The organism is Paenarthrobacter sp. CM16, from assembly GCF_013179505.1.
Lineage (GTDB): Bacteria > Actinomycetota > Actinomycetes > Actinomycetales > Micrococcaceae > Arthrobacter.
This window is the reverse complement of sequence record NZ_JABMCX010000048.1, coordinates 1-21,788: the sequence shown is the minus strand read 5'-3', so window position 1 is coordinate 21,788 and position 21,788 is coordinate 1. Positions and strand designations below refer to the sequence as shown.

Here is a 21,788-nt window from a genome sequence, read left to right as displayed (position 1 = left end):
CGTGAAGGATCACGTCATCGAAGCCGAGCCTGGAGCGTTCCGGCCACACATGCATCTTGCCGATTGCCTGTGTGTGGTAGCCGCCCTTTCTGAACTCGTCCTGTACTGTCACCGGGTGGACTGCGTGGAACGGGACGCCGTCGTTGTACCCCACCCGGCCGTGCCGTTCCTGGGACTGGCCGGTAAACAGGGCCACCCGGGCAGGAACACAGGAAGGTGTAGCAGAGTAGCCTTTGGAAAAGCGGACGCCGCTTCGGGCGAGTTCGTCAAGGTGTGGAGTTTCCACGTGGGGGTGGCCATCCGAGGACAGGCAGTCGCCCCTCCATTCATCGACGCAAATCAGAATGACGTTCGGCCGGCTCATGGAATGGTTCCTTCGACGTAGGGAACTGATGTGGCAACCCTAGTAGGAAGAATCAGGAAATGCTCGAATATGACTCGGAAGATCTATTTTCGAGCGTTAGTGATCACATGGAAGTCGGTGACATCTGGTTGATCCCCCTCAAGCACCTGGACGAAGACGCGCGGGCCATCCAGCTCGGAGCGGTCGCCCGGCTGTCGGTCGAGGACTGGCAGCGGGCGTTCGTCGGTGACCCTCTCCGGATGATGCTGATAGCCCTGGAGGAAGAGTCCCGCATGCCGTATGTCATCGAGTCCGGGGGTATGGCTGTTGGCGTGCTGACCCTCCAATCCAGTGCCGCCCGGTTGGCAGGTTGGTCCGATGATGATTCTGCGTGGCTTCTCAGGGGCTTCCTGATTGACTCGGGAAGCCAAGGGCGAGGCTTGGGAACACGGTCCGCGCGTGCGGTCGTGGAGGAAGCGCGGAAGCTGACGATACGGCTGGGAGGCGGTCAGGCCGGCGTCGTGCTGTCCGTTAACGAGCGCAACCCGGCGGGCCAGGCCGCTTATGCCAAGGCGGGTTTCGTGGATGCCGGCAGGTATGAGGGAGGCAGTTCCGGTCCGCAGCGCATCATGTATCGGGCCTTCGACGGACCATGCGTCAACTCTGGTTGACGCTCCTTGCGACGTCAACTAGAGTTGACGGCATGGAGGTGGATCGAATGAAAACCCTGGTGGGATCAATGGATGGAATGGGCCCGGCTGAGGCACTGTATGCAGTGGCGGAACTACAAAAAGAAGTAGGGCGACAGGAAGCGTCATTAGTTCGGGCCGCCAGGCAGTCAGGTTTGTCCTGGGAAGCGATAGCCCTTTGCCTGGGCGTCAGCAAGCAGGCTGTGCACAAAAAGTATGGAAAGCAATAGGGGCGGCGCCGAAATCGGGAGCGAAAAGGGCTGGTCGCGGGTGGCGGGGGTCGCTTAAGCTTCTCGCGTGACAAGCATGCTGGATGCGGACGGTGCGGCATTCTCCACCATGTGCTGCTTCCGCTGCGAGCAGGCCGGGCCGCACTGGTCCTCCCGTCACGGCCGTGCTGGAACTTTTGCCTGCAGGCGCTGCTTTGCAACCTTCTCCGACGACGAACCTGCCGCCCGTGACGGACGGTTCGAATCCAGCGGTACAGCCCTCCCGGACGGTGGAAGTACTCCCGAATCCAAGTAGTTGCGGCGGCTGCTGGTGAAAAAACGAGTACACACTACTCGTGCCCCCGGGTTTCCGCGAGGGCAGCATGGTGGTTATGACAACGTATGTGATTGAACCAGCGGCCCTGCTCCATCGCTGCCAGTGCTGCGGCGAAGAAACCGATCGGGTATTCTGCACTGACTGTGCGGCACCTGAGGTAGCGGGACAGGCGCCCCGAACCCGGCATTGATCTTTGGTTCCCTTGGCGCGTTCCACCGCAGTGGGCGTGACCATGGGAGCATCAAGCTGCGCAGACGCTAAGTATCCTTATAGACTTCTTTTGTCACCGTTCTCGAGGCAGAGGAAAAGTCCATGGAATACAACGGAAGTTCGACAGAGAAGACCATAACAGCCGGGGAGTTGGACCGGCGCCACGTGGGTCAGTCCGTGAGCTTTCAGCCCAATGACTTCACTGTGGTCTTCGGAACCATCGCGGGTATTGCGCGAACTGAAGCGCTGGTCTACCTATCGCTCGCTGGAGTGGGTGGCGGCACCCACCTGAAGGATGAATACGACCTCACCATAGATCACAAGGTCTACCTTCAGCTTGATCCGCTCGGAAGCGCTGAGAAGGGCCTTTCGGAAGCGGCCGGGTTCGTCAAGGAGAAACTGGACGAGATCGCCAGGAACATCCGCGAACGCGATCAGGATAAGACTGAGTAGTCCGCGCTACTGCACCAAAAAACGATCCCCGGTCCGTATGGGCCGGGGATCGTTGTGGTTATTGTTTCTTGTGTAGCTTAGACGCCGTAGTAGAGCTCGAACTAGACAACTCTGATTGTGGGTGGTTGTATACGGTTGAGTTCCGCTAGTTCTAGGGGTTTTGTCGGTGGTCGGGTGTGGGCCAAAATTGGGCTCTTGCGGCCCTTTTGCGGACTGCGAAGGCCTGGATTCCTAATAGGATGCTTCGATGACCACTGACGATATATTCCAGCCCGAACGTGTATTCACCACGACGCAACTGGCTGAGGCTCTACAGATCAGCAACAATCAAGTCACTACTCTTGCCCAGCGCGACAACTGGCCTCACATGAAGGTTGGCAACCGCCTGCGGTTTACTGAATCCCACGTCCGGGAAATCTATGAGCAGTTGAAGGCTCCTGCCGCCGAGGCGCCCGAGCCGCGTCGCAAGGTAGGTTCACGTTCTAGACAAAGCAGAATCCCGCGCTCTTAACGCCTAAGGGGTCCGCGCCACCACAGCAGGACCCCTCAAAGCGGTTCTTCAAACCAACACGCTTGAACTGCTATTAGATTAACAGAAATGCAGGTTTGCGCAAGTCCACTACGTGTAAATCTGCAAAAATGTGCATCAGCTCTTCTGCCGCAGATACTCTGGGTCGGGCTCCATGTCCTCATATGGGCTGCGCGCAACCGCGCCGGCCCGTCCTCCGCGTTTAGCTCGGCCATCATCTTCTGGAAACCATCACGGTCAAACTTCGCCATGAGTGAGACCCTAAGCGGATGGGCTGACAGAGTTTGAGGATCACCCCTTCTAGGTTCAGGGGGCCGGCGCGGGTTCGAACGTATACGAGGCATGCGTACTGGGGAGGTGCAATTTCCCCATTTGTTGGATTTATTGGTTTGGTATTGATAGTGTCGGGCATGTCCGGCCCCGGTGGTGATGCCGCCGGCGGTTTACATTTTCTCTTTGAGGGTTTCTATGTCGCGTGTGTTGTCTACTGAGCAAGCTAAGGCTGCTATTGGTCAGTTGCAGAAGATTTCGCAGGATATTTTCTCTGCTGGCGGCGGCGCGTAGTTGTCGTAGATGGGAGGGCCTCACGGCCCTTCCTGTCCAGTTCGTAGGGATTTCATTGGGGGAGTAAGTAGTGGCCGTTGCGTTTGATGATGATTCTGCCGCGTCGTTGGTCAGGGTTGCCCGTGATGTCGACGGGCGGCTTCGTGATGAAGGTGTGTTTCGTCGTGGGGCGGTAGAGACAGCGCTGGAGGACTTCGCTGGTGGGTATGCGGACTTGTTCAAAGAGGCTGCCTCAATTGAGGTTGAGGATCGGGGGAAGCTGGCCTCAGTGCTTGACGATCTTGCCGGGCAGGTAGAAGAAGCACAGCAGAAAGCGCGGGAGGAACGTGACCGCCAGTCCCGCCTGGCGGCTTGGCGTGAGCGGGAGGCCGAACGTGAAAGCAGGCGCGAGAACTTCATCGGAGACGTCGGCACTGCGGTGGAGGGACTCTTTGATCAAAAACCCTCTGAGGCGCCGGTCGCGCCACCAACTATCTCTGCTGTCTTCTCTCCCAGACAACGCAACCGCACCTCAGGGGGAGGATCTTCGAACGGGAAAAGTTCTGCCGTTCCAGACCATCTACGCACGTTCGTGGCCCAAGCTAGGGCGTCTAACACAGGCATGCAGCAAGATCTCATGCAGTTGGGCAACGCGTGGGTGTCTTTCACTTCATCGTGCTCCTGGGTTCTGCTCGGATCGAACTCGTTCCCTGGCGGTTTTGAGCGGCTCTTGAGCGAGAATGAAGCGGATGCTTACTGGATTGAACACATCGCTGATTCATTCGCTGCCGCCGGCGGAGGATCCCTCTCAAACGGAGCGCTCGATCTGGCCCGTACAGGTCTCTCCGTTGAGCGATCAGGAACTGTTGCACGCGCTTTCGTCCGTGCCCGCAGAAGAGCTCGCCGCCATGCTGACGGCCTCTCCAGCGCTAAAGTCACAGCTTCAGTTGATAAACCCAACCGAGATCCACTCGTGGTGGACGGGCTTGAACCCTCCCCCGGGAGCCAAAACCCAGTACTCGGTACGACAGGATCTCTTGCTGACAAAGCTCCCTACGGTCTTCGGAAACCTGGAAGGAATGCCCTACAAGGCCCGGGACCACGCCAACCAAACCGCGCTCAAGGCAGCCGTAACCGATGTGAAGGCCCAAATCGCCCAGATGCAGTCTCTCGTCGATGAGACACCCGTGACCTACGGTGAGGTGCCTCCCGTGGTGGCCGTGATGAGGAAATCACTCACTGACTTGCAGAAACGACTCGACGTGCTCCACAACATCGGAGACGCCCTGAAAGGTCCACGCGGCAGCACCAGCGAGCGGCATCTCATCTCGCTCACTCAGGACAACCCACCCTTGGCATCCGTGTCGATCGGCGATCTCGACACTGCGAGCAGTGTCACCTACGCGGTTCCGGGCATGAATACCACCACCGGTGACATGACGGGGTGGACGAAAGCAGCCCAAAACCTACATAACCTGCTTCCGGAAGGAAGCGCTGTGGTGTCCTGGATTGGGTACGAGACCCCGCCCGCGCCCGCACTGGATAACAACCTTAACCTCGGCGTTCTTGACGTGAATCGCGCAGTAGCGGGTGGGCATAAGCTCGCCGGGGCGCTCGGTGGCCTGTCTGCAGTCCGCGGTGAGAGCGCGCCGCAACTCAATATTGTGGCTCACTCGTACGGGAGTACCACTGCCGCGGTGGCCCTGACTCAGCCGGGTATCAAGGTGGATAACTTCGTCACGCTCGGCTCGGCAGGGCTGCCCGATAACGTCCGTACCGCCGCTGACCTCAACGCAGGACACGTATACTCCGGTCATGCGCGCGACAAGATACCTGGCGAAACCGAAAGCGGTGACCAGTGGGCCTGGACCGGCCGGGAAAACAGCCGTGACCACCACGTGAACCCGATCAAACCTGAGTTTGGTTCCCACGCCTTCGGCACTGATACCGGTGGCGAAGCCGGACGGCCCGTCACCGACCACAACGGTCTCGTGCCGGAGGGTGGCGAACAGGCCGGATATTTTGACGAGCGAACAGAGTCTCTAAAAAATGTAGCCTGGGCAATCAGGGGAGAAACCGAGAAGATCACCCCGTATGTCCCGCTGGGGCCGACTGATCTGCAAAAGGCCCTACTGGAAGGAATGTCGAATGCCAGCGGTTAAGACGCATATTAGGATCCTCACGGCCGTGACGGCCGTGCTAATGATGGGAATGACAGTAACCGCATGCGCTGAGAAGGAGCCAAACGCGACAATGTCAGACAAAGCGACGCCGGAAAAGACAATCAGTGCCAGGGAAGGGCGGGACCGCGTGGTCGAACTCGTCATCAACACCACCAAGCAACTCGACGTCACCGGTTGGTGGCCCCGCAACGGCGTCGCGTGGGCGCAGGAGTGCTCCCTTGGAAAGGGCGAGAAGGGAGCCAGCTATGGTTACGACCGCTGGGCACCCCAAGGAACCGACCATATTGAGGACGCCAAACGCGTAGCCGAGTATTGGAAATCCCTGGGGATGACCGTACGCACCGTTAATCCAACGACACATCCGACCGTCTTCGCAGAGGGTGGTCCTGTCCTTCGGGCTGAGTTCGATACTGATGCATCTGACAAGTCGTACAGCGTTGGTGCCACTGCTCCCTGCTCGCCGGGCGACGCGGTTACATTGAACGACGAAGACGAAGCAGAACGTAAACAAGGGAAAGTACTCCCCGGCGACGAAGGCCTAGTCGTTCGCGAAGACCCCACACAATAACTCCACGAGGCAATGACACCCGATGCCCGCCATTCAGTCCTGGCTGCCGGTCCCTAGCCGTTCCCACTGTTGATAGCGTTCTCTATACGTCTGAAGACGATAAGCCGAGCCCGCGTTTCCTGACGATTGAGCAGGTGGCGGATGAGCTGGCGACCAGCGAGGTTCAGATCCGCGCCATGCTCAAGACCGGCCAGCTCAAGGGCATCCAAATCGGGGGCCGCAACGTCTGGCGCATCGGACGCCAAGACCTTGAGGACTTGATCCAGGACGTCTACCGGCAAGTCAGCGAACGAATCGCCGCTGGCGATCTCGATGAGGACAACCCTCTCCACCCTGCTCCTCCAAGGCCGTAGTCGCTGAAGATCGTGCCTGTTTTCCATGCTCGGATCAGTTGGCGCAGGGCCGGACCGTTCCGCTTGAAGGCTTGGTCCGGCCCTTGCCGCGGAACCGAGGGCAGCCCCGGCCAAAGTGGGGGAAACGATGGCCGTTGCGAGGATCCGCTGAACTCAGTAAAGACCAGCCCCACAGGTCCGGCACGCGTAGTCAGTACTCAACTTTGATGACAAGTGATGCCCAACTACCTGTCCAGATACCTAGCCCTTCCTGCGTGAGTACTTAGAGCAACTGGGCTAGCATCTTGCCATGACTAGTGACCCCGTGCACGATCGCTTGTTCGCCGCTGAGAAGGACTCTAAAGACCATCTCGATTCTCTTTTGAAGGAGAAGGGGGACAGCCTCGGGATTGACTCAACGACCGACCCAGTACCTGTAGATCCCGGGGACGCGGAAATCATCGACACAACCGATGAACATCACGAAGCCCACCTCAAAACTCAAGTGCATGACGCAATCGAGTGGGGAGTCACTCCCACGAATGACGGGCAGTCTTAGACTAGGCCACAGCCGCCGAGGCGTTCCGAAGACGAGCATGTATGTTGCCGGAGACAAGGGACCAAAGCTGACGGTTGATAGTTGCGGTGCGGTGCACCGGTGCACCACTCAGTCACAGAAGGGGCCCTATGTGGGTGCCAGGGCAAATCGAAAAATACGCAACAATAGACTCTATGCCTAATGCCCCCGCAGTTCCGTCCCCCGACTTCCTAACCTTATGGGGACGGCTGCGAAACAGTTGCAGCTGAGTCTGCAGCAGATACGTGACGCCTACGGCCATAACCTAACCATCGGGACGGAGGCCGAGGATGTTCTCCGCGAATTCCTTGCAGCACACCTACCCGACTCCATAGGCGTCGCAAACGGACAGATCGTTGACAGCCTGGGCTCGGAAAGCCGCCAGGTAGATGTCATCCTCTACGACAAGGCTCGGACACCGGCGCTTTATAGAGGGCTGCGATGGGGGTTTCCGCATCTTGAATCGCTCTTCTTTCGGAACGTTGGGACTGGGCAGCTAGTGAGCGGTGCGCTGAGTGTGAGGATGAGGCCCCCGGCTTGGGCCAGGGGCCAGCTCCTTACGCGCTAGTCCATTGACTCTGCCGTTGTCCCGGCAATTCGGTTAGTTGTTCTTCTGTCGAGGTGAACGCTGCGGCGACGGTGCGAGCTCAAGGGCTTGATGTGAAGGTTGTCCAAAAGAGTCTTAGGCACTCGTCAGCCAAAACAACTCTCGACACCTACGGGCACATGTGGCCTGACAAGGAAGATACGGCACGCGCCGCCGTTGCCAGCGTCCTTGCGGATCGGCTCAGTTCGCGTGCGGAGCGGCGTGCATAGATGGCAATTCGTTAAGGACAAAAGGCCGGCCCTCAGGTGGTTAAACCTGGGACCGGCCTTTTCTGTGTCTTGATTCTTGCGGACTGTCTGCGGACTACACCCGCGTCTGCCGCATGATTTAGCTAGACGCCGTAGTAGAGCTCGAACTCGTAAGGGTTCGGGCGCAGCGACAACGGGCGGATCTCATTCTCGTACTTGTAGTCGATCCAAGTATCGATGAGGTCCTGGGTGAAGACACCGCCGGCCTGGAGGAACTCGTTGTCCTCGCGAAGGGCTTCGAGGGCTTCTTCCAAGGAGCCCGGAGCCTTGGGGATGTCCTTGGCTTCCTCGGCGGGAAGCTCGTAGAGGTCCTTGTCGATCGGAGCCGGCGGCTCGATGCGGTTGCGGATGCCGTCAATGCCGGCCATCAGCTGGGCAGCGAATGCCAGGTACGGGTTGGAGGAGGGGTCCGGAGCGCGGAACTCGATGCGCTTGGCCTTCGGGTTGGTGCCCGTGATCGGGATACGGATACCGGCGGAGCGGTTGCCCTGCGAGTAGACCATGTTCACGGGGGCTTCGAAGCCCTTGACCAGGCGGCGGTAGGAGTTGACCGTCGGGTTGGTGAAAGCCAGGACTGCGGAGGAGTGCTTCAGCAGGCCGCCGATGTACCAGCGGGCCATGTCGGAGAGCCCTGCGTAGCCCTTTTCGTCGTAGAACAGGGGGTCGCCGTTGCTCCACAGGGACTGGTGGCAGTGCATGCCCGAGCCGTTGTCGCCGAAGACAGGCTTCGGCATGAAGGTAACGGACTTGCCCCAGGCATCGGCGGTGTTCTTGATGATGTACTTGAACTTCTGCAGGTCATCAGCAGCCGCGGTCAGCGTGGTGAACTTGTAGTTGATCTCAGCCTGGCCGGCGGATCCAACTTCGTGGTGGGAGCGCTCAACTTCGAGGCCGGCCTTGTCCAGCTCGATGCACATGGCGTCGCGCAGGTCGGCCTGCTTATCGGTGGGGGAGACGGGGAAGTACCCGCCCTTGACCGGGGTCTTGTAACCGAGGTTGCCGCCCTCTTCCTTGCGGCCCGTGTTCCAGTGTGCTTCTTCGGAGTCGATCTTGTAGAAGCTGCCCTGCGGGGAGGACTCGTACTGGATGTTGTCGAAGACAAAGAACTCAGCTTCGGGAGCGAAGAACGCGGTGTCGGCGATACCCGTAGAGGCGAGGTAGGCTTCAGCCTTCTCGGCCACGCCGCGGGGGTCGCGGTGGTAGGGGTCACCGGTGCGGGGGTTCACGATGGAGAAGTTCAGCGCAAGAGTCTTCTCGATGCGGAACGTGTCGATGAAGGCCGAGGTCACATCCGGGATGAGCTGCATGTCGGACTCAGCGATGCCCTGGAAGCCGCGGATGGAAGAACCATCGAAAAGCTGGCCGTTGACGAAGAAGTCAAGGTCAACGCTCTTGGCCGGCACATTGAAGTGCTGCTGGACACCAGGAAGGTCGGTGAAGCGGATATCGACGAATTTGACGTCTTCGTCTTTGATGAACTTGAGGACTTCGTCCGCAGTCTTGAACATCTATGCTCCTTATGCATATCAAGTAACAGGCCCGGAAGGCCGCGTGGTGCAGCCCATGCCAAAGCTCCAGAGACACAAAACATCCCCTTGCAGTGGTGGCTGGCAACTCATACCACCATAGGGAGATGGGATTTCCCGGGGGTGTCAGTATTGTTTCCGGCAGGTTACAGAATCATCTGTTGTGTAAACGGTAGTCGGCTTCCCGGTGTCTGGTCCATGTGGGTCCGGTGGGCGAACACTGCGCCGGGATATGTGGACCTTGGCGCCGACTCCCGCCCCGCGGCGGGTCGGACACCAAGCGTGCCAGCCGTTAGGCTTGAGGGGTGGTTGATCGAAAAGACATTGGCTCCTGGTTGAGCGGCCCGGACACCTCCGGAATCTCCAAATATCCCGGGGAGAGGCTCGGGCTTCCCGAGTCGGGACCCGGCTCCACCGCGCGCGCCGGGCGACGCATCCTTGGCATCGTAGTGGACTGGACCATTGCGCTGGTCATCAGCAATTTTGCCTTCGGCGGCAACCAGTGGGCTACGCTGGCCATCTTCGCGGCAGAACAGATTCTCTTGATTGGCACGCTGGGTTACAGCATTGGACACCGGATCGTTGGTATCCATGTGGTCCGGCTGGGGGGCGGTCCGGCCGGTCCGCTGGCCGCAGTCGTAAGGACGATCCTCTTGTGCCTGGTTATTCCGGCGGTCGTTTTTGACCCGGACCAGCGGGGCCTGCACGACAAAGCCATGAACACGATCCTTATCCGGATGTAAGGATCTTCCGGATGCCGGAATCCACCCGGCCCCGCATGAACTCCTGACAAACCGCTGCCAACAAAAAACCGCTGCCCCCGAACAGGGGCAGCGGTTTTTTGTTTGCAAACAAGTAGCTCAGCGTCCGCGTGCGGCTTTGCGGTCGGGGCGGGCCTTGTACGGGTCAATGCCCTTGGGGATGGGAAGTCGGTTACCCAAGGAATTGATGCGCTTGCTGACGGCATTGACTTCAACCTTGGTGAGCTCGTTCTTGAGCTTGCCCATGGTCTTTGCCAGCTTGTTCAGCGGTACTTGGCCTTCTCCGCGTCCGGATTCCAGGACATGGATGGTGACGTTCGGGAGGATCCGGGCGAGGCGCTTGCGCTCTGCATCCACAAGGGGTTTGACGCGGTGCGTGGGGCCTTCGCTGACCAGGACAACACCGGGGCGCCCGATGGCCATGAAGACTGCATCCTGAGTACGTGGGTTGACTGCCACAGGTTGGTCCTGAGTGACCCATCCGCGGCGGAGGGTCCCCAAAGCGGCCCCTGAGGCGCCCGGCTGGTTCTCAATCTGCGCGAAGGCGGCCTTTTCAGCCCTTCGGGAAAGGATGAAGACCGCTGCCAGAAGCCCCAACGGGATACCGATAATGAGGCCGGTGACCCAGTTCTCCAAGAGGAAACCGACCAGGAATGCGACAGCCACCACGGCAAGGAACGCCAGCACCATGATCCACACAACCTGGGGATCATTCCGCCGGGTCATTTTGAAGACTTCAGCGATTTGCTTCAGTTGGCTGGGCTTCTTTGCCTTGGCTTCCTTGGGCTTGCGCTGGAACAGCCCACGCTTGGGTGCGTCGGCCGATGGGGTCGATTTGCTGGAATCAGGGGAGTTCGCCATAGTGCCTCAATTCTACGTGATGGACGCCCGGACACCGGACGCGTTGCGGAACTCCATCGGGGCTCAGTTGATTCAATTTCGTTTTCTTCGTCATGATCCAGCCTGCCGTGTCACTTGGTTTAAGTGACTCCGAAGCGCCGGAGTGACTTAGTACTGCGCATCTCCCACGTTCGACCCCCATAGGAACCACATGCCCGATTCGCCGCCACTGCTCACCATCGTCCTTGAGGAAACCGGACAACTTGACCGCGAGTCGGCCATGTACCGGCGCTTGATTGCTGCACGCCTGCGCCTTGAATCGCATTTCGCTGTCCTGCACGTGGCTGAGACCTTGACGACGACCGTCATTGCCAGGCTTTGCCAGGAGATTGACAGCAAGTACGTGATCTTTATGCGCACCTCCCATCTCTTGTCGGCCAACTATGTCTCCACCCTCTTCGAATACCTCAAGTCCCGGACCGTCTACCTTGCCGAGCCTGTCATCTACACGGGTCCGATCCCCAAGAACGTGGCCGGCACCAAGCTCGACGACGCTTACCACTATGCCCGGGACACCGATGTCTTTGGCAGCGCCTTCAATACGAGGAGATTGTCCGACGCGCTGGAGGCGCTGGGGGATGTGGACCGCTCGGCCATCTACACCAGCTACCGGATGTACTGGTCCATCGCAAAAGTCAGGCCGTTGACCACGGGTTTCTCCATGGCATCGGATACCAAGGCTGCGATCGGGCTCAGGATTGCTGCGGACGCCAACCGCCTGATGCCGGTGATGCCCGTGCATTCCAAAGAAATCAGGCTGCAGGTATTGCGTTACGTTTCACTGTTCCTCAGGGGAATCCGTGGTCAGAAGGCGACGTCCATTACCTTGGACCATCTCCGCGACCTGATCTACGGGTTCGAGTTGATGGACTTCGTGGCAATGGTGGAGCCGCTGCAACCATTCGAGGCGGCTTGGATCCGCTGGTTGGCTGACCCAACCGACGGCAAACAGTTCTACAAGCAACTCAGTCACAAGGACGCCTACCTGGTTTTCCGCCACAAGACCGATGACTGCGATACAGGGGTGCCACTGTATGAGTTGCTCTTCGGTGATGAAATCCTGACGATCAACAAGTGTTACCTGGCTCGCAATCTTAGATCCGGCCATGCCAGACCCGGTAGCTACAACTTCTACAACCGGCCGATCCGCCCTTCTTCCACAATCCTTTTCTTCGACCGGCCCTTTCAAGCTGACGACAATGCCGAGCATCTCTATGAGTACTTCAGGGCACAGCATCCTGAATTCACCCATGCGTACTTTGCAATCAATCCCAAGTCGCCTGACTGGGTGCGCCTTGAGGCCAAGGGCTTCAATTTGATCTCCATTTTCACTACGGAGTTCTACGAGAAATTTCTGGTATCAGACCTTGTGGTTTCCTCCCAGATCTACAGCATCAGATACCGGGGCAAGTCATTCGCCAACTCTCGCTTTGTCTACCTTCAGCACGGGATCCAGCTCAACGACATGTCCGACTGGGTGCTCTCCAAGTACTTTGACGTCTTCGTAGCCACGGGCAGGATCGAGGCGGACTATATGAGCAAATTGGCTCCTGTTGAGACCTTGAACAGCGGACTGCCACGCTACGAGTCTTTGGCCCGCGACACGAAGGGGCAGCAGCATCTGCTCTTCATGCCTACATGGCGCTTCAACCTGCATCAGTCCTCTGCTGAGCTCTTCGCCCAGTCGAGCTACTTCCATGCCATTGACAAGTTGCTTTCAGACCCTGCGCTTTTGAAGTTCCTTGAAGACACTGACCGGATCATGCACGTGAAACTGCACCCCAATGTGGAAAAGCGGGCCGGTCAGTTCAGGTTCACCGACCGCATCGTGAAGTCTGATTTAAGCTACCGGGAAGCGATTCGCGCCGCTGAGCTGGTGGTGACCGACTACAGCTCGGCGGCCCTCGACGCAGCCTTCGTGGGCATACCCATCGCGTACTACCACTGGGACGCAGCGGACTTCTTCAAGGACCAGCCCTATGAAAGCCGGCTTGACTACAGCGAGGACGGCCTGGGTCCGGTCTTCAGCGAACACTCCGAACTGGTGAACCACATCGTGCGGGAAGACTTCGCCGCCAAGAACCCCAAGTACATCCGGCGTCGTGAGCGTTTCTTCGAGGGTGTGGATCCGGCACGCATCAACGAAAAGATCGTAGAAAGGATGTTGAGTCTCTGATGGCGTTGATTCATGGCTTCAGGAAGAGGATTACGAAGGCAGGCCGGGCGGCTGCCTATTCGCCTGCCGGACTGGAAGTTGCCAGGGCAGTGATGGCATCCCGCGCTGATTCACCCGTGCGGCGCATCATCAAGGCGAAGGGCCTTGAGGGGAGGATCCGCCGGGTTGCCTCCGAGAACTTGCCGCAGGGGGTCTATTTTGCGAAATTGACCCTGGGTAATTGGGAGGCATGGAAAGGGCAGCAGTTCCGGCTTCTCCAGGACGGGAAAGTCGTCTATGGAAATATGGTCGAACCACCTGCGCGGGGTTTTCCTCTTGAATACCGCAACATCGTGGTCACTTCGGATGACATCTCCCGCTTCGCTGTCGATATCGACGCGCCGTATGAACTGAAGATCGGGAGGGGTGCATTCACTACCCAGCAGCAGCTCACTTACGATGAGCAATACGGCGTGGAGCAGTACGGGGACGTCTTCTACTCCTTGCGTGGCAATACGAAAAATCCGAAGAAAATGCTCATCACCTTCCCCGGATTTGGCCCATCAACGACCCGGATTTCCTATGCAGTGAGTTATCTCAAGGACCTCACGGAGGCAGACCTGATGGACACCTTAATGGTGTGCTTCCAGGACCGTTATCTGGTGGCTGGTTCCTACATGATGGTGGACAACGCGGGCAGGCCCCTGGAGAGTCGTGTCGGGGGAGCCATTGAAGCGTTGCGGAGCCGGTTCAACATAAATCACCAGGAGATGATGTTCTTCGGCGCCTCCAAGGGCGGGTCCATTGCCATCCACTATGCCAAGGACTACCCGCGCGCCGCGTTGCTCCTGGCCGTTCCGCAAATGAATCTGCCCTACTACTTCAATAAGCCGTTTTTCAAAGACAACCTCCTACAGAATCCTGCGCTGCGTGATGTGGGACAACCGGAGGACCGGCTCCGGCAGTATTTCGCAGAAGGTCGCAAAATTGACTACTTCTACACGAACGACGACGAGCTGAGCAACCACTCACTGATCGAGTTGGCATCGGACGTACCCAATCTCTCCAAGTACCGCGTCCATGGCGCACACTCCGACGTCGCCAGGGCTGCGCTGCCGGCCATGTTGTGCATTATGCGGAGGTTTCTCAGGCGCCCGGTGGATCAGCAATTCACTTGTGAAGAGATGCGCACGTTCCGCTACAACCAGACCCTTCAGGTGCAGGTCCGGATCGACGCTGAGGCCTCCATGGTCACCGGGGCCAATTGGTTCATCGCCGGAGACGCAGGGAGGACACGGTTCCTGCAGTTGATGACGGAGCACTCCTATCAGTTCGTCAAGTACACCGCCGCCGAACAGTGCTTCTTCCCCGCTTACGACCCCATAGACCAGCTCTCCGAGGTGATTGCCATGAAAGCCGATGGAACCACATGGAGGGGTGCTCTGCCGGAAGCGGTGAAGCCGGGAACGCGGATACCAAGGAGGAGCCTGAGCACCCGCGCCTTGACGCTCAACACGGAAACCACCCAGGACTATGTTGTCCTTGACGGAGATACCTTTGCCCGCTTCCACTACCGCTGCCAAACACTGGCAACCGGCGGTGACACGATGGAAATACACTTTGTTGCTGACCTCGAACCCGAACTTCCAGACCTCCCAGAGTCCGGCATGCGCACCGCTTACAGGGCTGCAGTCCACCCTCTGGACGGCTGGGCCTTGGCGGACATCGCGGCGCTGAGGTTTGTCATCGCCGCCGGAGTCCAGCGCTTGCTGCTTGTTGTCCATGGAGAAACGCATGCCGATGCCGTGGAGGTGCTGTCCGGGATCGACTGGGAGGACACCAGCGTTGTGCTGGCGGACTCAGGGGAGGTGTTGGCCCATGCCGGACAGCACTGATGCAGCCAAAGGTATCCAGGCCCCGAAGAACCAGATCATCCGCTCCTATGCGGACGTCGCCGCGATCGAAGACAATGTAGTACATCTCAAAGAGACACCCGGTTCCGAGTTCACCTCATCCAGCGTGGAATTCGCGGGAACCGGAAACGTCCTGTTTGTGGAAGACGGAACAAGGCTCCGCAACACGAGGCTCCGGTTTCTTGGAAACGACGCTGTGATCCATCTTCGAAAGTCCCATGGCTTCCTCCGGCTGATTGTGACGGTCTTCGAAGAGTCCGTTTTCTACCTGGGGCCGGGAGCCACTTTCACCGCTGAAGCACGGGTCCTTCCCACCGAGCGCAAGCATGTCATCGTCGGCAGGGATGCCATGTTCTCGTCCCGGGTTGCCTTCAGGACGGCCGACCCCCATCTGATCTACTCAGTGGAGCACCATCAACGGGTCAATCCCAGTGAGTCCATTTGGGTGGGGGACCACGTGTGGTTGGGAGAGGATACCCTCCTGCTTAAGGGAGCCAAGATCGGTTCCGGAAGCATTCTTGCTGCCCGGGCCTTGATCACCAAGAAGGTTCCTTCCAATTCCACTGCCGCAGGCGTGCCGGCACGAATCGTCAGCAAGGGGATCTTTTGGACACGACCCTCCGTCCATGGCTACTCGCGAAGCCAGACGGCAAAGAGCCTGGTCCATTCGGGGGATGAGTTCATCTTCGGTCCGGATGAACAGGTTATTGACATCAAAACCTTGGAACGCGGTTTGGATGCTGCTACCTCCGGCATCGGACGGGCTGCCTGGTGCTTCCAACTGGATCACATGGTTGCCCGGAACCGGTTCTACATGGGATAAAACAACTCAGCCGCGCCGCCAGGATTGGCGACGCGGCTGGGCAGGGTTCGCTTTAGCCGTGGGCGGCGAGGATGGTGGAGGCTTCCTGGCGGGTGGTGCCGGAGTCCTGGATGCCCTCGGCGATGTGTGCGAGGTGGGCGGGGATGTCCCGGCCTTTCTTCCGCATTGCGGTGGCCCACAAGCGTCCGGCCCGGTACGAGGAACGGACCAGCGGCCCGGACATGACACCGAGGAAACCGATCTCCTCGGCCTCGTGCTGGAGATCCACGAACTCCTGCGGCTTGACCCACCGGTCCACCGGCAAGTGCCGCTCGGACGGGCGAAGGTACTGGGTGATCGTGATCAGGTCACACCCGGCAGCGTGCAGGTCGCGCAACGCCTCGGAGATCTCTTCCCGGGTCTCGCCCATGCCCAGGATCAGGTTGGACTTGGTCACCATGCCCAGGTCCCGGCCCTGGGTAATGACGTCCAGGGACCTTTCGTACCGGAACGCCGGACGGATCCGCTTGAAAATCCTCGGTACGGTCTCCACATTGTGCGCGAACACCTCGGGCTTGGAATCACAGATCGCCGCGATGTTCTCAGGCTTGCCGGAGAAGTCCGGAATCAGCAGCTCCACCCCGGTGCCCGGGTTCAGCTCGTGGATCTTCCGGACCGTCTCGGCGTACAGCCACACACCTTCATCGGCCAGGTCATCACGGGCCACCCCGGTCACCGTGGCGTAACGCAACTGCATGGCCTGGACACTCCGGGCCACCTTGGTGGGCTCGAACATGTCCACCGGGGACGGTTTGCCGGTATCGATCTGGCAGAAATCACAGCGCCGGGTGCACTCGGACCCGCCGATCAGGAACGTCGCTTCCTTGTCTTCCCAGCACTCAAAGATGTTCGGGCAACCGGCCTCTTCACAGACCGTGTGCAGCCCTTCCTTCTTCACCAGGTTCTTAAGCTGGACAAACTCAGGACCCATCTGGACCTTGGCCTTGATCCACTCAGGCTTACGTTCAACCGGGACCGCCGAGTTACGCTGCTCAACGCGCAGCAACTTACGGCCTTCAGGTGCCAGGGTCACTGGAGTGCTCCTTCGTGGGTGGAAACGAGTGCTTCTTCATGCTTGCGGAATTCTTCCACGAAGCGGTCAACGATGTCGGCCGGGTTGATGGTCCGGCCGGCTTCCAGCGACATGGTGGAGACGCTGGCGTCAGTAATCCCACAAGCAATGATCTGTTGGTAAGGCGCGAGGTCGTTGCTGCAGTTGATGGCGACACCGTGCATGGTGACGCCGTCCAGGACACGGATGCCGATAGCGGCAATTTTTCGGTCCGGACCTTTGTCATCGGCAAGAATCCAAACGCCGGCGCGGCCTTTCACGGTCACCGCGTTGATGCCGTAGTCCGCCATCACGGCGATCATGGTGGCTTCGAGGCGCTCCACATAATCGCGGATACCGGCGCGGTTCTTGAGTTTAAGGATGGGATAGGCGATCAGTTGCCCGGGTCCATGCCACGTCAACTTCCCACCGCGGTCCACGGGAACAACGGGCGTTCCGTCGAAGGGCCGCTCGTGGTCTTCCGTGAGTTTGCCGGCCGTGTAGACGGCCGCGTGCTCCAGGAGCAAAACGGTGCTGTTCTTCTCGCCCGCAACAACTTTGTTGTGGATCTCGCGCTGCAGGTCCCAGCCCTGCATGTAGTCAACGAAATCCGGGGCAAGACCCAGTTGTGAAAACTCAAGAGTCATGGGTTCAAGCTTAGACCCAGCTGGACACGGACCATGGTTTTGTGGTGAACCTCTCAGTCGCATCCCGTGCCGCCGACGCCAGAGGCGGCCCGCAAGCCACCTGTGGATAACTTCTGCGGCAAATCCCGTATTCCGGTAGATCTTGTCTATGGAAACTCTGGATCCGCCCGCCGCTGCAGTGCCGTCCGTTCCGGGCTACGGGACATCCCGCCTCTTGGGCCAAGGCAGTACTTCTACTGTCTGGCTTGTCACAAGGAGCAGCGACGATGCCCGGTTTGCGCTCAAATGTCCCCGTCCCGGGGCCCGTATGGAGGCATCCGGGATTTTGGAGGAAGTCATGCGCGAGGTGGGGCACTTGTCCGCACTGAAGCACCAGCACCTGATTCAGGTCCATGACGTGGTACCTCTTGAAGGCGGTTCCGCGGGGTCGTTGGGTATCGTCATGGACTACGCGCCAGGAGGCTCGTTGGCCAACCTGATTGCAGGCCGGGGAAGGCTCCACGTCGGAGAAACAGTCACCATCCTGACCCCTCTGGCACAGGCATTGGCCTATCTTCACGCGCAGGGCACAGTGCATGGAGACGTTGCGCCCGGAAATATCCTCTTCACGGCGGACGGGAAGCCACTGCTCGCGGACTTGGGAATTGCGTCAATGGTGGGCGGTGACCAGCCAAACCTCGAGGCAGGAACGCCCGGGTTCATGGCACCTGACGGTACGTCTGCCGGCGAGGGGGCCGGAACAACGCGGGAACTTCAGCCTCACCGTGATGTCTATTCCTTGGCCGCCGTGGGTTGGTACTGCCTGACAGGGGCGGCCCCTGAAACCACGCTGCACCGGCCACCGTTGTCTGTGATGGTTCCCGATGTTCCAGCGTCGTTGGTGGCCGCTTTGGAGGCTGCGCTGGACGTGGATCCGTTGCTGCGTCCAACAGCCAGGGAGATGGCGATGGCCATCTTCCGGAGCGCGGCTCCGGAACCGGTGGACCTGTCCGGCGCCGTGCACTCGTCCGTCATTCCCGACCTCCTGACGCGCCGGCAGGCTTTGGGGCGTCCGGTTTACCGCAAACCCCGCTGGGGCGGATGGTGGCGGAGGCTGGTCCCGTTCGGATTGCAGAGAGGACTTTCGACGGATAGCCGGGGGCCCCGGCGTCGTGTCCGTTGGTTCAGGAGTGGTGCATTCATAGTGGCCACCGGGGTGTTGCTTGGCGTTGCTGCCTGGATATTGTGGTCGCAGAATCCGCAGCAGCAGAGTGCGGAATTCCCTGCTCAGCCGCAGCAAGCAGCGGCGGAAGCCGGCGGCCTGGTCCCCAAACCTGGAACAGCTTCATCAGGCGAGCTGCCCAAAGTGCTGGCTGAAGGGCTCCACGCCGAGGATCCGGCCGTGGCAGTAGCCTCGATGTCATCCGTTCGCGACGTGGCGCTGGGACAGGGGAAGCTTGACTTGCTGGATGTGGTCAATGCGCCGGGATCACCCGCAGAAGCCTCTGACAAGCTGCTGGCGGACCACCTCCGGAAAGCCGGCACGGTGTACGCCGGGTTCTCGACGACGATATCGGTGATCAGTGTTTCCGGATCCCCGGAGGCCGGCGATGCAGTGGTCACAGTCACCGCCTCGACATCCAGTTATGTGGAAAATGGCTCCGGTGCCAATGATGCATCAAACGCCCAAGCGCAGCCTCAGCCCCCTGGCCCGCCGCGGGATCTCAGCGTGCACGTGATGCGTGCTGACGGACGCTGGTGGATTGTGGAAATCCTTCCCGCGGACAGCGGTCCGCCAACTACGGGCTGATCAGGCAATCATCCGTTCAGCGTTTCTTCGCCTGTGTCAGCCAAGCCATGGCGTCAGATAAGGATGGGTGCTGCCATTCGAATCCAGAGTCTGCCAACCGGGCAGGTTCCATCTTCTGGTTGGCCAGAACCAGTTCATCGGCAAGCCGCCCCAGCACCAAACGCAAGGCGGGACCCGGGACGCGGAAGAAGGCCGGCCGATGGAAGGCTTTGGCCAAGGCGGCAACGATGGTGTTGACATCCGCGCTTTCGGGGGCGCAGACATTGACCGCTCCATCAACTTCGGAAGTCAGGAGAAACGCCAGTGCAGCCACCTCGTCCTCCAAGGTGATCCACGGCCAAAATTGCCGCCCGTTTCCAAACGGCCCACCCAGCCCCAATTTCAGCAGGGGGAGGAGCGGTCCCAATGCGCCGCCGGAGGTGCTGAGCACTACGCCGGTCCTGGGAGTAACTACTCTTACGCCCTGTGGTGCCGTCCGGGCTGTTCGTTCCCACTCAACGCATAAGCTTCCCAGTACGCCAAAGCCGGGCCCTGAATCCTCGGTAAGAATTCCTTCACGTGAGGCGCCGTAGTAGCCGGAGGCGGACTGGCTGATGAACGTTGCCGGAGGTGTGCCAAGCCGTCCCATGGCAGAGGTCAGGGTGCGTGTGGCCTGGAGCCGGGAATCCCGGAGGACCTGGATGCGATTCTTGGTCCAAGGACGGTCTCCGATGCCTGCTCCGGAGAGGTTGATAACGGCCTCCGCCGTATCCAGTACGGCTTCGTCAAGTTGGCCCGCTGCTGGATCCCATGTCCACTCGCCGTGGTCCCTGGCGGGTCTGCGCACCAACCGTATGACTTCATGGCCATGGCTGGTCAAACGCTCCGACAAAGCCGTTCCGATCATTCCCGACGCTCCGGACATCACGATTCTCATGACTCATCTCACCATGGGAAACGGGTGTGACAGAAACGCCTGTCGGTGCGGCGGAGGGCGGGCGCCTCTTGACTATGATCGAACAATGACCTCCTCCAGCTACCTCCGTTTCCCGCATGTGCACGGCGATCTTGTCACGTTCGTGGCCGAAGACGACATCTGGGTCGCGCCCCTTTCCGGTGGACGTGCCTGGCGGGTTTCCTCCCAGCAATTGCCGGCAAGGAACCCCCGCTTCACTCCGGACGGAAAACGCCTTGTGTGGACAGTGATTGTTGGCACGTCTCCGGAGGTGGTCACGGCGAATGTCGACGGCGGCGGCTACAGGCAGTTGACATACTTCGGCCACAGCACCACTAAAGTCAAAGGTTTTACGCCCTCCGGAAACGTCGTGGTGACCAGCGCATTCCAGCAGGCTGAAAGCCGCCACACGCATGCCTATAGTCTCCCGCTTGACGGGGGTGCCGCCGTCGAACTTCCCTTTGGCCCCGTTGAAGCGGTGGCCTTCGGTCCCGAGGTCGGCGATGAGAAGCCGGTGGTCGTGGCCAGCGTCCTTTCCCGCGAGCCGGCTTGGTGGAAGCGTTACCGGGGCGGCACAGCGGGCAAACTCTGGATCGACGCCGACGGCAACGGTGAGTTTGAGCGTCTGGTGCCCGGAATCGAGGGCAACCTCACGGACCCCCTGTGGGTGAAGGGCCGGATCGCCTTCCTTTCGGACCACGAGGGGTACGGGAACCTCTATTCCGTGCTTCCGGACGGCTCGGAGTTGCGCCGTCACACGGATCACGAAGACTTCTACGTCCGGCACGCAAGCACGGACGGTAACCGGGTGATCTTCGAATCGGCGGGTGAGTTGTGGATGGTTCCTTCACTGGAGGCTGACGCCGAGGCAGGCAAACTCGATATCACCCTCGGTTCTGCCTCGCCGGCCCGACGCCCCGCGCCGCTCAAAGTCGCCGCCCACCTTGGAGATGTCGTTCCCAATATCCCCGGCACGGCCAGCGCCGTTGAGTCGCACGGCACTGTCCACTGGCTTCGGCACAAGGACGGGCCCTCGCGTGTGGTGGAGGCCACGCCGGGGGTGCGTGCCCGACTGCCGCGTCCGCTGACGGATGGCCGGATTGCCTATGTCGCTGACCATGACGCTGTTGAGGCTCTGTACATCAAGCGCATCGCTTCGCGCTTGTCCGCAGCTGTAGACGCGCCTGTAGCAGTTGTCCCGACGCCGGCGCCGGTCAATGACGCGGATCCCTTGCCTAAGCCCGTCTCCGCTTCCAACGTCCTGGGGCAGGGGAGCGCTGCGGCGCGGGCTACTGTGCCTGTTGCGCCGGCCGTCACGCCCACTACGGGTACATCAGCCGAGCCATCCGCGGACACCGTCAGTGCCACGAATGCGCCCGCTGTGCCGGAACAAGTGGAGGATGCGGTTGAAGTCCGGATCGA

22 protein-coding genes and 1 pseudogene are annotated in these 21,788 nt (G+C 59.8%); 16 read left to right on the top strand and 7 right to left on the bottom strand.

The features are described from left to right. A partial coding sequence (locus HP499_RS06290) for a sulfatase-like hydrolase/transferase (protein ID WP_172323032.1) occupies nt 1-364 on the bottom strand: 364 nt, incomplete at its 3' end. A gap of 59 nt (nt 365-423) precedes the next feature. On the opposite strand from HP499_RS06290, the gene HP499_RS06285 reads away from it, so the two are divergent. From HP499_RS06285 to HP499_RS06270, 5 genes are all read left to right on the top strand, one after another. Beyond that, nucleotides 424-1,014 (top strand): GNAT family N-acetyltransferase, encoded by a 591-nt coding sequence (locus HP499_RS06285; RefSeq protein WP_172323031.1) that lies wholly within the window; start codon nt 424-426, stop codon nt 1,012-1,014. A gap of 32 nt (nt 1,015-1,046) precedes the next feature. Continuing rightward, on the top strand, nt 1,047-1,262 hold the full coding sequence (locus HP499_RS25050) for an AsnC family protein (protein WP_253951435.1): 216 nt from the start codon (nt 1,047-1,049) through the stop codon (nt 1,260-1,262). 67 nt (nt 1,263-1,329) lie between these two features. After that, the gene (locus HP499_RS06280; RefSeq protein ID WP_172323030.1) at nt 1,330-1,557 is read left to right on the top strand and encodes a hypothetical protein; all 228 of its coding nucleotides are present in this window, start codon (nt 1,330-1,332) and stop codon (nt 1,555-1,557) included. A 333-nt stretch (nt 1,558-1,890) separates the two neighbouring features. Then, a complete protein-coding gene (locus HP499_RS06275) occupies nt 1,891-2,241 on the top strand; it encodes a hypothetical protein (RefSeq protein WP_026542534.1) in 351 nt (116 codons plus the stop codon). A 247-nt stretch (nt 2,242-2,488) separates the two neighbouring features. Further along, on the top strand, nt 2,489-2,752 hold the full coding sequence (locus tag HP499_RS06270) for a helix-turn-helix domain-containing protein (RefSeq protein ID WP_172323029.1): 264 nt from the start codon (nt 2,489-2,491) through the stop codon (nt 2,750-2,752). Between the two features lie 847 nt (nt 2,753-3,599). Here the strand turns inward: HP499_RS06270 and HP499_RS06265 are convergent. Continuing rightward, nucleotides 3,600-3,773, bottom strand: a complete 174-nt coding sequence (locus HP499_RS06265; protein ID WP_172323028.1) for a hypothetical protein — start codon at nt 3,771-3,773, stop codon at nt 3,600-3,602. A 301-nt stretch (nt 3,774-4,074) separates the two neighbouring features. On the opposite strand from HP499_RS06265, the gene HP499_RS06260 reads away from it, so the two are divergent. The 5 genes from HP499_RS06260 to HP499_RS25550 all read left to right on the top strand — a co-directional run bounded on the left by HP499_RS06260 (nt 4,075) and on the right by HP499_RS25550 (nt 7,541). Further along, nucleotides 4,075-5,475: an alpha/beta hydrolase gene (locus HP499_RS06260; protein ID WP_172323027.1), complete on the top strand. Its 1,401-nt coding sequence runs from the start codon at nt 4,075-4,077 to the stop codon at nt 5,473-5,475. Nucleotides 5,476-5,566: 91 nt separating this feature from the next. Continuing rightward, nucleotides 5,567-6,064, top strand: coding sequence for a hypothetical protein (locus HP499_RS06255; protein WP_172323026.1), 498 nt, complete (start codon nt 5,567-5,569; stop codon nt 6,062-6,064). A gap of 119 nt (nt 6,065-6,183) precedes the next feature. Beyond that, nucleotides 6,184-6,417: a helix-turn-helix domain-containing protein gene (locus HP499_RS06250; RefSeq protein WP_216659793.1), complete on the top strand. Its 234-nt coding sequence runs from the start codon at nt 6,184-6,186 to the stop codon at nt 6,415-6,417. A 289-nt stretch (nt 6,418-6,706) separates the two neighbouring features. Then, on the top strand, nt 6,707-6,955 hold the full coding sequence (locus HP499_RS06245) for a hypothetical protein (protein WP_172323025.1): 249 nt from the start codon (nt 6,707-6,709) through the stop codon (nt 6,953-6,955). 217 nt (nt 6,956-7,172) lie between these two features. Then, nucleotides 7,173-7,541 carry a DUF6602 domain-containing protein gene (locus tag HP499_RS25550; RefSeq protein ID WP_375154242.1) on the top strand — a complete coding sequence of 123 codons (369 nt, stop codon included), beginning with the start codon at nt 7,173-7,175 and terminating at the stop codon, nt 7,539-7,541. 370 nt (nt 7,542-7,911) lie between these two features. Here HP499_RS25550 and glnA read toward each other — a convergent pair whose 3' ends face one another. Beyond that, nucleotides 7,912-9,336 (bottom strand): type I glutamate--ammonia ligase, encoded by a 1,425-nt coding sequence (gene glnA, locus HP499_RS06240; protein ID WP_089594519.1) that lies wholly within the window; start codon nt 9,334-9,336, stop codon nt 7,912-7,914. Between the two features lie 323 nt (nt 9,337-9,659). On the opposite strand from glnA, the gene HP499_RS06235 reads away from it, so the two are divergent. After that, on the top strand, nt 9,660-10,097 hold the full coding sequence (locus tag HP499_RS06235; RefSeq protein WP_172323024.1) for an RDD family protein: 438 nt from the start codon (nt 9,660-9,662) through the stop codon (nt 10,095-10,097). A 117-nt stretch (nt 10,098-10,214) separates the two neighbouring features. Here HP499_RS06235 and HP499_RS06230 read toward each other — a convergent pair whose 3' ends face one another. Further along, on the bottom strand, nt 10,215-10,976 hold the full coding sequence (locus HP499_RS06230; protein ID WP_172323023.1) for a DUF4191 domain-containing protein: 762 nt from the start codon (nt 10,974-10,976) through the stop codon (nt 10,215-10,217). Between the two features lie 190 nt (nt 10,977-11,166). On the opposite strand from HP499_RS06230, the gene HP499_RS06225 reads away from it, so the two are divergent. From HP499_RS06225 to HP499_RS06215, 3 genes are read left to right on the top strand one after another with little or no spacing between them, the layout of a single operon-like run. Then, on the top strand, nt 11,167-13,191 hold the full coding sequence (locus tag HP499_RS06225; protein WP_172323022.1) for a CDP-glycerol glycerophosphotransferase family protein: 2,025 nt from the start codon (nt 11,167-11,169) through the stop codon (nt 13,189-13,191). After that, nucleotides 13,191-15,065, top strand: a complete 1,875-nt coding sequence (locus HP499_RS06220) for a hypothetical protein (protein WP_172323021.1) — start codon at nt 13,191-13,193, stop codon at nt 15,063-15,065. The genes HP499_RS06225 and HP499_RS06220 overlap by 1 nt, the downstream gene beginning before the upstream one ends. After that, nucleotides 15,049-15,906 carry an acyltransferase gene (locus tag HP499_RS06215; RefSeq protein ID WP_172323020.1) on the top strand — a complete coding sequence of 286 codons (858 nt, stop codon included), beginning with the start codon at nt 15,049-15,051 and terminating at the stop codon, nt 15,904-15,906. Before HP499_RS06220 ends, HP499_RS06215 begins: the two co-directional genes overlap by 17 nt. A 52-nt stretch (nt 15,907-15,958) precedes the next feature. On the opposite strand, the gene lipA is transcribed toward HP499_RS06215, so the two are convergent. Then, entirely contained in the window at nt 15,959-16,978 is a 1,020-nt protein-coding gene (gene lipA / locus HP499_RS06210; protein WP_172323019.1) for a lipoyl synthase, read from the bottom strand. Beyond that, nucleotides 16,975-17,643 carry a lipoyl(octanoyl) transferase LipB gene (lipB, locus tag HP499_RS06205; protein ID WP_172323018.1) on the bottom strand — a complete coding sequence of 223 codons (669 nt, stop codon included), beginning with the start codon at nt 17,641-17,643 and terminating at the stop codon, nt 16,975-16,977. Before lipB ends, lipA begins: the two co-directional genes overlap by 4 nt. Before the next feature lie 148 nt (nt 17,644-17,791). On the opposite strand from lipB, the gene HP499_RS06200 reads away from it, so the two are divergent. Next, the gene (locus tag HP499_RS06200) at nt 17,792-19,432 is read left to right on the top strand and encodes a serine/threonine-protein kinase (RefSeq protein WP_172323017.1); all 1,641 of its coding nucleotides are present in this window, start codon (nt 17,792-17,794) and stop codon (nt 19,430-19,432) included. A 16-nt stretch (nt 19,433-19,448) separates the two neighbouring features. On the opposite strand, the gene HP499_RS06195 is transcribed toward HP499_RS06200, so the two are convergent. After that, nucleotides 19,449-20,348 carry a TIGR01777 family oxidoreductase gene (locus HP499_RS06195; protein ID WP_172323016.1) on the bottom strand — a complete coding sequence of 300 codons (900 nt, stop codon included), beginning with the start codon at nt 20,346-20,348 and terminating at the stop codon, nt 19,449-19,451. Nucleotides 20,349-20,433: 85 nt separating this feature from the next. Between HP499_RS06195 and HP499_RS06190 the strand changes: the two are divergent. Next, nucleotides 20,434-21,788: pseudogene (locus HP499_RS06190) on the top strand (PD40 domain-containing protein); the annotation flags it as partial.